This window comes from Terriglobia bacterium, assembly GCA_020072815.1.
Lineage (GTDB): Bacteria > Acidobacteriota > Terriglobia > Terriglobales > Acidobacteriaceae > Angelobacter.
The window spans coordinates 130,151-139,366 of sequence record JAIQGE010000019.1; the positions used below are offsets into that span (position 1 = coordinate 130,151).

The window sequence follows — 9,216 nt, forward strand, 5'->3', positions numbered from 1 at the left end:
CAAGGAGCCTCCTTATGCAACGTGCCGCTCGCCTGTTCGCGATCGTTCTCGTCTTTGCCGCCGCCATCGCCGCCCTGGCCGACAAGCGTCTGCTCACGGAGAAAGACATCTTCCAGTTCTCCTGGATCGGCGATCCGCAGGTCTCGCCCGACGGCGCCCGCGTGGCCTTCGTCAAGGTCACCGTCAACGACAAAAAAGACAGCTATGACACCGCGATCTGGAGCGTCTCCACGCGCGGCGACGAGCCGCCGCGCCGCATGACGGACGGCAAGCATGACACTTCGCCGCGCTGGTCGCCGGACGGCAAGTGGCTGGTTTTTGTGCGCACACCGGAAGCCGGCGGTCCGCCCGCTCCGGGAACAAGGCCGCCAGCGGCGCAGCTTTACATGTTGCCGGTGAGCACCGGCGGCGAATCGTGGAAATTCACTGACCTTCCGCGCGGCGCCGGCGCTCCCATGTGGTCGCCCGACGGAAAGCTGATCGCGTTCAGCAGCGACACCAATCCGGAAGACCTGGCCAAAGCGCGCAAAAAAGATCCCAAAGCAAGAGCTGACGCCGCAAAAGATGCGCCCAAAGATTCCAAAGACGAAAAGCCCGATACCGCTCCCAAGCCTCCGGCAGACGGCGCGGACGCCGACCGCGAAAGCGACGTTCGCGTGATCACCCGCTCAGTCTATCGCCTGAACGGCGCGGGCTATCTCGACTACAAGCATCCCGGGCACATTTGGGTGGTCGCGGCGCCGCAAAGCTCAGACGACGACGTGAAGCCCAAGCAGCTGACCAGCGGAAAATATTCTGAGGACGCATTCGCCTGGTCGCCCGACTCCACCCACATCTACTACACCACTAACCGCGTAGACGATCCTTCCTATGAGCTTCCACGCGCGGACGTGTACGCGGTGCACGCAGCCGCCGGCGGAGATCCACAGAAAATTGCTTCCATCAACATGGGCCCGCGGGCGATTTCGCTCAGTCCGGACGGCAAGCGCCTGGCGTTCTGCGCTTCCGTGAACGAGCCGGTGCAGTCGTACACCGAGCCCGATCTTTGGGTGATGGACCTGGCCGCGGACGCCAAGCCGCGCAACCTGACCGCCAGTTTTGATTACGACGTGTGCAGCGGCGTAGGCGGCGACCAGGGAACGCCTCGCGCCGGCGGCGGCGATCGCGTGGTGTGGTCGGCGGACGGCAACAGTTTATTTGCCGTGACCGCGCAGGAAGGCCGCGCCAACCTGATGCAGTTTGACATCGCGTCGAGCAAGATCACGCCGGTGACCAAAGGCAATCAAGCGGTGGAGCGTTATCGCGCCACGCACGACGCAGCAGAATTTGTTGTGCTGATCTCCACGCCCACCAGCATCGGCGACCTCTTCCTGGCGGACCGCTCGGGCTCGGCGCCGAAGCAGCTCACGCATATCAACGACAAGCTCTTTTCGCAGCTCAACCTGAGCGAGCCGGAAGAAATCTGGTACCTGAGCTTTGACGGCCGCAAGATCCACGCGTGGATCCAGAAGCCGCCGGATTTTGACGCCAACAAAAAGTATCCGCTCATCCTTAATATCCACGGCGGGCCGCACGCAGCGTATGGCTGGGTCTTCGACCATGAATTTCAATGGATGGCGGCCAAGGGCTACGTGGTGTTGTATCCGAACCCGCGCGGCAGCACGTCATACGGGCAGCAGTTCGGCAACATTATTCAGTACCACTATCCCGGTGACGACTTCAAAGACCTGATGGCCGGCGTGGATGAAGTCCTAAAGAAAGGTTACGTTGATGCCAAGAAGCTGGGCGTGACCGGCGGCAGCGGCGGCGGCCTGCTCACCAACTGGGTGGTCGGCCACACCGACCGTTTTGCCGCGGCGGCGGCCCAGCGCGACATCGCCAGCTGGGCGGACTGGTGGTACACCGCGGACTTCACGCTGTATCGCGAATCATGGTTCAAAGCGCCGCCGTTTGACGATCCGCAAGACTACGTGAACCGCTCGCCCATCACCTACATCAAGAACGTCCACACGCCACTGATGCTCATTCTGGGCGAAGCCGACTATCGAACTCCGCCCACGGCCGGCGGAGAGGAAATGTTCCGCGCGCTCAAATTCCTGAAGCGTCCGGTGATCATGGTGCGTTTCCCCGGAGAGTCGCATGAACTTTCGCGCTCCGGACAGCCGTGGCATCGCGTGGAACGCTTGCAGCACATCGTGGGCTGGTTCGATAAATATCTGCAAGGCCAGCACAAGCCGGAGTATGACGATGTTGTGGAAGCAGAACCCGTGCCTGCGGCAGAAGCTAACCCGCCGGCAAAGAAACCCAAGAATGCCAAGCCCAAGAAGTAGCGGAGGCGCCATTCCAGCAGTCAAAGGCTATCGTCGCAGCCAGGCGGGCACGCAGCCCAACCATCTGCATCCGGCTTATGCGTCGTCAGTGCTGCGCGCTCCCAGCCAGCCGCTGGTCAGGATTCCGCAAACGCTTTCGGAAGTCACCGGGCCTTTGTTCGCGCAGGAAGCGGCGCGCGCAAAAGCCTGCGACCTGACGCGCCGGCACGCGGGCGAGGCCATCGGCGAACGCATCATCGTCAGCGGACGCGTGATGGATGAAGACGGCCGCCCCGTGCCGAACACGCTCATCGAAATATGGCAGGCGAATGCCGCGGGCCGCTACTTCCATTCTGTTGACCAGCACAACGCGCCGCTCGATCCTAACTTCGCCGGCTGCGGCCAGGTTTCCAGCGACGCCGACGGGCGCTATCGCTTCGTCAGCATCCGGCCCGGCGCGTATCCCTGGCGCAACCACTACAACGCGTGGCGTCCTTCGCACATACACTTCTCCGTCTTCGGTCCCGCGTTTGCCACGCGGCTGGTCACCCAGATGTACTTTCCCGGCGACCCGCTGCTGCCGTTTGATCCCATCTTCAACTGCACGGCAGATGAGCAAGCTCGCCGGCGGCTGATCTCCGTCTTCGACTGGGAAAGCACTGTTCCTGAGCAAGCCATCGGTTACCAGTTCAATTTTATTTTGCGCGGCCGCGATGCTACGCCGTTTGAGGCGAAACCATGAGCCTTCCGGCCACCACGTGGCAAACCGTCGGGCCGTACTTCCGGCTGGGTTGTGATGCATTGAACTGCTCTGAGATGGCCGTTCCCGGCGTCGCCGGCGAACGCATCACTATCCAGGGACGCGTGCTGGATGGAAACGGAGACGGCGTCCCCGACGCCATGCTGGAAATCTGGCAGGCCGACGCCAACGGCAAGTACGCGCACCCCGAAGATCCTCAGCAAAAAGATCTACAAACAGAAGACGAGCGGGGAAAAGTGGTCGGGGTAAACTTCAGCGGCTTTGGAAGAATTCCCACTGACGAGCAGGGAAGTTTCAAGTTCAGCACCATCAAGCCTGGTCCGATGCCAGGGCCGGACGGAAGGCTGCAAGCGCCGCACCTTGTGGTTTCGATTTTCATGCGCGGGCTGTTGATCCGGCTGGTGACGCGGATTTATTTCGCCAACAATCCTCAGAATGACGAAGACTACGTTCTCAGCCTGGTAAGTCCGGAGCGCCGCGCTACACTGCTGGCAAGCCCAGTCGCTGGCGATAAAGCTGTACTGGAGTGGAATGCGATTCTGCAAGGCAAAGGCGAAACGGTGTTTTTCGATATCTAGCTAGGCTGCAAAACGTGGCTTAATCAGAATTTTAACGCGGAGACGCAATGAGCACTCAGAAAGCGAACCTGACGCAAGGCGAAATTCCTGCGCCGCTCTCTGCGCGCTATGAATTTGGCCTGGTCGTACTGGTGTTCTTTACCTGGGGCGCGGTCTTTCTTGACCGCATGAGCGTCCTCTACCTGGCTCCCTATATTGCGCCTACTCTCCACCTCACTCATGCGCAGGTTGGATTGCTGGCTTCGTCGCTGGCGGTGGCTTGGGCCTTGTCATCCCTATTATTCGGAGCTGTTTCTGATCGTGTTGGCCGCCGGCCGGTGCTCATCCCCGCGGTGTTTGTCTTTTCCATCCTCTCGTGGGTCTCCGGTATCGCCAGATCATTCAGCCAGCTCCTGGTGGTGCGCACGCTGATGGGCGTTGCGGAAGGTCCCACGTGGTCCACCATCACCGCCACGGTGGAGGAGTCTTCCGCGCCGGAACGCCGCGGGCGCAACGTTGGCGTGGTGGTCAGCGCCGCAGCGCTGGTAGGACTGGCGCTGGCGCCGGTCTTGACCACGCAAATTGCCGAGCGCTGGGGATGGCGTGCCGCATGCTTCGTCGCCGGCGTTCCCGGTTTGGTGTTGGGCGTTCTGCTGTGGAAGTTCATTCCTCGCCGCGCGACCACCGGTGCTGCCAGCGCCCATGCCAAGCCCACGCTTTCGGGATACCTTTCGTTGTTGCGCCATCGCAATATGTGGCTGTGCTGTCTGGGCAGCATGGGCTTCATGACCTGGCTTTGGGTCATGCACACGTTCGCCCCGTCCTATCTCACGGAAGTGAACAAGAGCTCAGGCACGTCCATGGGGCTGATCTTGGGTGCCAGCGGACTGGGAGCTTTCATTTGGGGCATGGTCCTTCCCTGGCTTTCTGATTACACCGGACGCAAGCCGGCATTGCTGATGGTGGCGCTGGTGTCAGCCGTGGTGCCGCTGACTTACCAGATTCCGTTTCTGATCAGCCACCCGTGGCTTATGGCGACGGCCGGCTTCGTCGCCAACGGCGGCCAGGCGATTGCCGCGCTCACGCTTGTGATCATTCCGTCGGAAACTGTGCCGCCGCAGTTTCATGCCACCGCGATCGGCTTGACTACGCTGTGCGGTGAAATTTTCGGAGGCACTATCGCTCCCGCTGTCTCCGGCCGCATCGCTGACCGCTACGGCCTGGTCTCGTCTCTCTGGATTGCCGCGGCGGGCGCGCTTCTGGTTTTTGTCGCGGGCATTTTTATGCGGGAGACCGCGCCGTCAAAAGCGGCTCGCTAAAAGCTGCGCCGCGTGCCAGCAGAGAGCCGTTGACTTCAGATAAACGACTGTTGCGCTCGGGCGGCATTCCAATTAGCTTTTTAGTTTGTTGCGGCGAATCGCCGAGCGTGCAGGAGGAGAAAATTGCCAGTGCGTTTGATTGACAGCATGGCCACCACTGCGCCGCTGGCTGCCGTGTTCTCCGACGAGTCCGTTTTACAAGCAATGCTCGATTTTGAAGTTGCACTGGCCCGCGCTGAAGCGCGGCTGAATATCATCCCGCACGCGGCCGCTGAGTTGATCGCGCAGGAAGCCGGGGCAGCGGGCTTCGATGTACCGGCGATCATCGCGGCCACGTTTCACACCGGGACTCCGGCCATCCCGCTGGTCGAACAATTGATCGCGCGCGTCCGGGCAAGAGATCAGGCTGCGGCAGGCTTCGTCCACTGGGGCGCGACCAGCCAGGATGTTTGCGATACCGCGATGGTGGCGCTGCTCTGCAGGGCGCGGGCGATTCTCTTTGCCAATCTGGCGCGCCTGGAGCGGGCGCTGCAAAGTCTCGCCGACAAGCACGGCCAGACGGTGATGCTCGGCCGCACTCTGTTGCAGGCCGCGCCTCCCATTACGTTTGGCCTGAAAGCCGCCAGCTGGCTCGCCGCCATAGCGCGCTCGCGCCGCAGGCTGGAGAAAAGTTTCGAGCAAGCAAGTGTCTTGCAGTTTGGCGGCGCAAGCGGAACTTTGGCAGCTCTGGGGAACCACGGCCTCGCCGTGGCCCAGGCCGTGGCCGACGAGCTGAAGTTGACGTTGCCCGACGCTCCATGGCACACACATCGCGATCGTCTGGCTGAACTGGTCTGCTCCTGCGGCGTGCTGACCGGATCGCTCGGCAAGATGGCGCGCGACGTCAGCCTCCTGATGCAAGACGAGGTGGCTGAAGTCAGCGAGCCTGCTGCTCCGGGCCGCGGAGGCTCTTCCACCATGCCGCACAAGCACAATCCCGTGGGATGCGTGCTGGCGCTGAGCGCCGCGGGCCGTGTGCCGCCGTTGGTGTCGGCATTTCTCTCCAGTATGGTGCAGGAACACGAGCGCGCTGCCGGAGGCTGGCAGGCGGAGTGGAGCATCATCTCTTCCGTGATCGGCGCGACGGGCTTGGCGGTCTCCGCCATGGCGGAAGTCGCCGAAGGCCTCACGGTGGATGCCGCGCGCATGCGCGCCAACATGGATGCCACTCGCGGAGCCGTTTTCGCTGAGCGCGCCATGATGGTCCTGGCAGAAAAAGTGGGGCGCGATGCGGCCCGCAAACTGGTGGAAGAAGCCGTGCGACTCAGCCGGGAGAAAGGGCGGAAGCTGAGCGCTACGCTGGGCGCCATGAGAGACTTGCCGCCAGGCGCGGCGGCGCTTCTGGCTGACCTGGAAAACCCCGAACAATACCTTGGCGTCGCTGACGAATTGCGAAAACGCTTGTTGGCTTCCGCAAAGGAAAACCATTTAGACAAGGAGTAACACGTTGCCATTTATCGCCATCAATGGCGCTCGCCTGTTCTATCGCCTGGAAGGGCGAGACGACCTGCCTGTCCTGCTGCTCTCGCATTCCCTGGGCTGCGACCACAGCATGTGGGACCCGCAGATGCCCGCGTTGCTCGACTATTTTCGTGTGCTGCGATATGACACGCGAGGCCACGGCGCGTCCGCTGTCCCCCAGGGCGATTACTCCCTCGAACAACTGGGCCGCGAGCCGCTGGATCTGGCCGGGGCGCTCGGCATCGGCAACTTTGCGTTTTGTGGATTGTCCATGGGCGGCGCCGTGGGTCAGTGGCTGGCGCTCCATGCGCCCGGACGCCTTTCATCGCTCGTGCTGGCCAACTCTTCACCGCAGTTCGGCGCCCGCGACACGTGGGACGCCCGCATCAAGGCAGTTCAAGAGGGTGGGATCGCGGCCATCGCGGACGCCGTGATGGGACGCTTCTTTTCTCCTGATCGCCAGGCCGGCCCATACGCGCAGTCAACTCGCCGCGTCCTTCTGGGCACCGACCCCGCGGGCTACGCCGGCTGTTGCACAGCGCTGCGCGACATGAATCACAAGAGCGTGCTGGGCAAGATCGCCGTGCCCACGCTGGTGATTGGCAGTGATCGCGATCCTTCCACGCCGTGGGAAGGCAACGGCGACCTCCTGGCGCGCGAAATTCCCGGGGCCAAAGCCGTTGTCTTGTCCGGCGCGCACCTCTCCAACCTGGAGCAGCCACGCGGTTTCACCGCGGCGTTGCTGGAGTTTCTGCTGGCGTCGCACCACCGGCCGCAGGACGCGCTGGAAGAAGGTATGCGTGTCCGCCGCCAGGTGCTGGGCGACGAGCATGTGGACCGTGCCATCAACAGCGCCACCGCTCTCACCCGTGAATTTCAGGAGTTGATTACCCGCTACGCCTGGGGGACCGTCTGGTCGCGCCCCGGACTGAACCAGCGTACCCGCCGGCTACTGGTCGCGGCGATTACGTCATCTCTTGGGCGATGGGAAGAATTTCGCCTGCACCTGCGGGCCGGCCTGCAGAACGGTCTGGAACTGTCGGACGTGAAAGAAGTGCTGCTGCAAGTAGCGATTTACGCGGGAGTTCCCGCGGCCAACACGGCGTTCAAAATCGCACGGGAAATTGTTGAAGAAATTAACGCCCCCAAAAACTAGCAGCCTTCTTACGATATTGATCGCCTGTCTGGTACAATTTATTTCACAGAGCAGGGACAGCTGTTCTGGGTCCCGTTTACCTGCAACAATCCAGCCGAGAGCATTGTGTCCTGATCGAGCGCTGGCGCTTGAGTGTCCGCTGACGATGGCTGAAGCAGAGAAACGGGAAAGCAAGCAGATAGCGAGCAAATGATTCAGGTTTCCCACTAACCTGATGCAACAAGCTGGGGACGTAGTTCAGTTGGTTAGAACGCTGCCCTGTCACGGCAGAGGTCGCGAGTTCGAGTCTCGTCGTCCCCGCCATTCATTCTAAAGGAATTAGGCTGATTTCATTGAAACCATCGAGGGCGCGAAAAGGGCACGTTTCGCGCCCTTTTTGTGCCCTTTTTGCCTTTCCGCAAACCCTTCGTTCCCGCTATCTGACAGCGGTTTCCTGTCCGGCAAGAAATGGTCCTCCGTTCGCATCGGAAGAAAATACCAGCGACAGCACGGCGGCCTGCGCGGCGTGCTTCGCCGGCGTGACTGCCCGCGTGTAAACGTCCAAGGTTGACCGCAAGGACGAATGCCGCAGGGCAGAGATATCCATATGCCGCGCGGCGCATTGAATACTGAGGGTCCCAAAAACCAAAATCCCCGCCCATTCGCGCAAACGGCGCGCGATAAGGACGGGGTACCTGGTCTCTTGAGCTTTACTTCTTGGGCCGCGACTCCGGCGGCACAAGACCTGCGAGGCGGTAGTACACAACGAGCTGGCCGTAGTGTTCACCGCTATGTTCGATGAAGCCGTATGCCATGTCGAGAACGCGCGCTTTCTGGTGAGCGAAATAAACAACCTCCGTCGTCAGGCCTTTTTCGCCTTTCGACTGGATGGCGGCTGCGCCATCGGCGAAGGATTTCTTGACGAATGCAACGATGTCGGCCTTGGATTTGTATTGGTCGCGCTTGGGATCTTCTGCTGCCGGAGGCTCCTTCCCCATGACGGGATTGGTGAAGAAATAGTTTGCTCCTGCCGCATGCAGCAACTGCTCTGCGAAGCTGCGTTGGGCCGGCGTGGGCTTGAAGTCGTATTTGTCCTCAGGAAAATCCTCGGCCATGGCGATGAGTTTGCGGCCAACCTCGTTCCAGGAATCCAGCACGACCTTCAGTTCGGGGTCGGCGGGTTTGACGGCTGCATCTTTCTTCATCGCGTCCTGGGCATGGGCGGGAAATGCGAATGCCAGCAGGACGATAGCGAGAAACGGTATTCTTTTCTTTTCTTTCTCCACGATTGAGTTTCGCGAATCAAAGCTTCAGCTTCTTATTTCGCCTGCGTCAGCCCCGCAACAACCGCAGCAAGTTTATCGAGTATCTGGTTCCAGCCCTCGAATTGACCGCTATTTTTCGCGCTCTCCATGGGTTCATTTCCAATGAAGGTGAGTTTCGTCTGGCCGTTTCCTAGATCCTCAAAGATGGTCACGTCGTACGCACCCTCTATGGCCTCATGTTCTATTCCTAGCTGCGCAGGATCAATCTTGTTTCCCTTCGAGTCCGAAAAGTACATCAAGGAAACGATCTTCTCGTGCGGAACAATCTCGTGGTATTCAACCGCATTCCAGAACTCCTGCCCATCCGGTGC

9 protein-coding genes and 1 tRNA gene are annotated in these 9,216 nt (G+C 60.9%); 7 read left to right on the forward strand and 3 right to left on the reverse strand.

Translation table 11 applies throughout. The features are described from left to right. The first annotated feature begins 14 nt into the window (after positions 1–14). From LAO20_20215 to LAO20_20245, 7 genes are all read left to right on the forward strand, one after another. Positions 15–2,330: a S9 family peptidase gene (locus LAO20_20215; protein ID MBZ5533762.1), complete on the forward strand. Its 2,316-nt coding sequence runs from the start codon at positions 15–17 to the stop codon at positions 2,328–2,330. Beyond that, positions 2,311–3,051, forward strand: a complete 741-nt coding sequence (gene pcaH / locus LAO20_20220; GenBank protein ID MBZ5533763.1) for a protocatechuate 3,4-dioxygenase subunit beta — start codon at positions 2,311–2,313, stop codon at positions 3,049–3,051. Before LAO20_20215 ends, pcaH begins: the two co-directional genes overlap by 20 nt. After that, positions 3,048–3,647 carry a protocatechuate 3,4-dioxygenase subunit alpha gene (pcaG, locus tag LAO20_20225; GenBank protein MBZ5533764.1) on the forward strand — a complete coding sequence of 200 codons (600 nt, stop codon included), beginning with the start codon at positions 3,048–3,050 and terminating at the stop codon, positions 3,645–3,647. Before pcaH ends, pcaG begins: the two co-directional genes overlap by 4 nt. A gap of 47 nt (positions 3,648–3,694) precedes the next feature. Continuing rightward, positions 3,695–4,945 carry an MFS transporter gene (locus tag LAO20_20230; protein ID MBZ5533765.1) on the forward strand — a complete coding sequence of 417 codons (1,251 nt, stop codon included), beginning with the start codon at positions 3,695–3,697 and terminating at the stop codon, positions 4,943–4,945. Between the two features lie 147 nt (positions 4,946–5,092). Next, positions 5,093–6,427 (forward strand): 3-carboxy-cis,cis-muconate cycloisomerase, encoded by a 1,335-nt coding sequence (gene pcaB, locus LAO20_20235; protein MBZ5533766.1) that lies wholly within the window; start codon positions 5,093–5,095, stop codon positions 6,425–6,427. Between the two features lie 4 nt (positions 6,428–6,431). Further along, positions 6,432–7,601: a 3-oxoadipate enol-lactonase gene (pcaD, locus tag LAO20_20240; protein MBZ5533767.1), complete on the forward strand. Its 1,170-nt coding sequence runs from the start codon at positions 6,432–6,434 to the stop codon at positions 7,599–7,601. Between the two features lie 226 nt (positions 7,602–7,827). Then, a tRNA-Asp gene (locus tag LAO20_20245) sits at positions 7,828–7,904 on the forward strand. A gap of 112 nt (positions 7,905–8,016) precedes the next feature. Here the strand turns inward: LAO20_20245 and LAO20_20250 are convergent. From LAO20_20250 to LAO20_20260, 3 genes are all read right to left on the reverse strand, one after another. Continuing rightward, positions 8,017–8,187, reverse strand: coding sequence for a hypothetical protein (locus tag LAO20_20250; GenBank protein MBZ5533768.1), 171 nt, complete (start codon positions 8,185–8,187; stop codon positions 8,017–8,019). A gap of 103 nt (positions 8,188–8,290) precedes the next feature. After that, positions 8,291–8,866: a DinB family protein gene (locus LAO20_20255; protein ID MBZ5533769.1), complete on the reverse strand. Its 576-nt coding sequence runs from the start codon at positions 8,864–8,866 to the stop codon at positions 8,291–8,293. A 32-nt stretch (positions 8,867–8,898) separates the two neighbouring features. Beyond that, the coding region (locus tag LAO20_20260; GenBank protein MBZ5533770.1) for an SRPBCC domain-containing protein at positions 8,899–9,216 on the reverse strand (318 nt) is incomplete at its 5' end.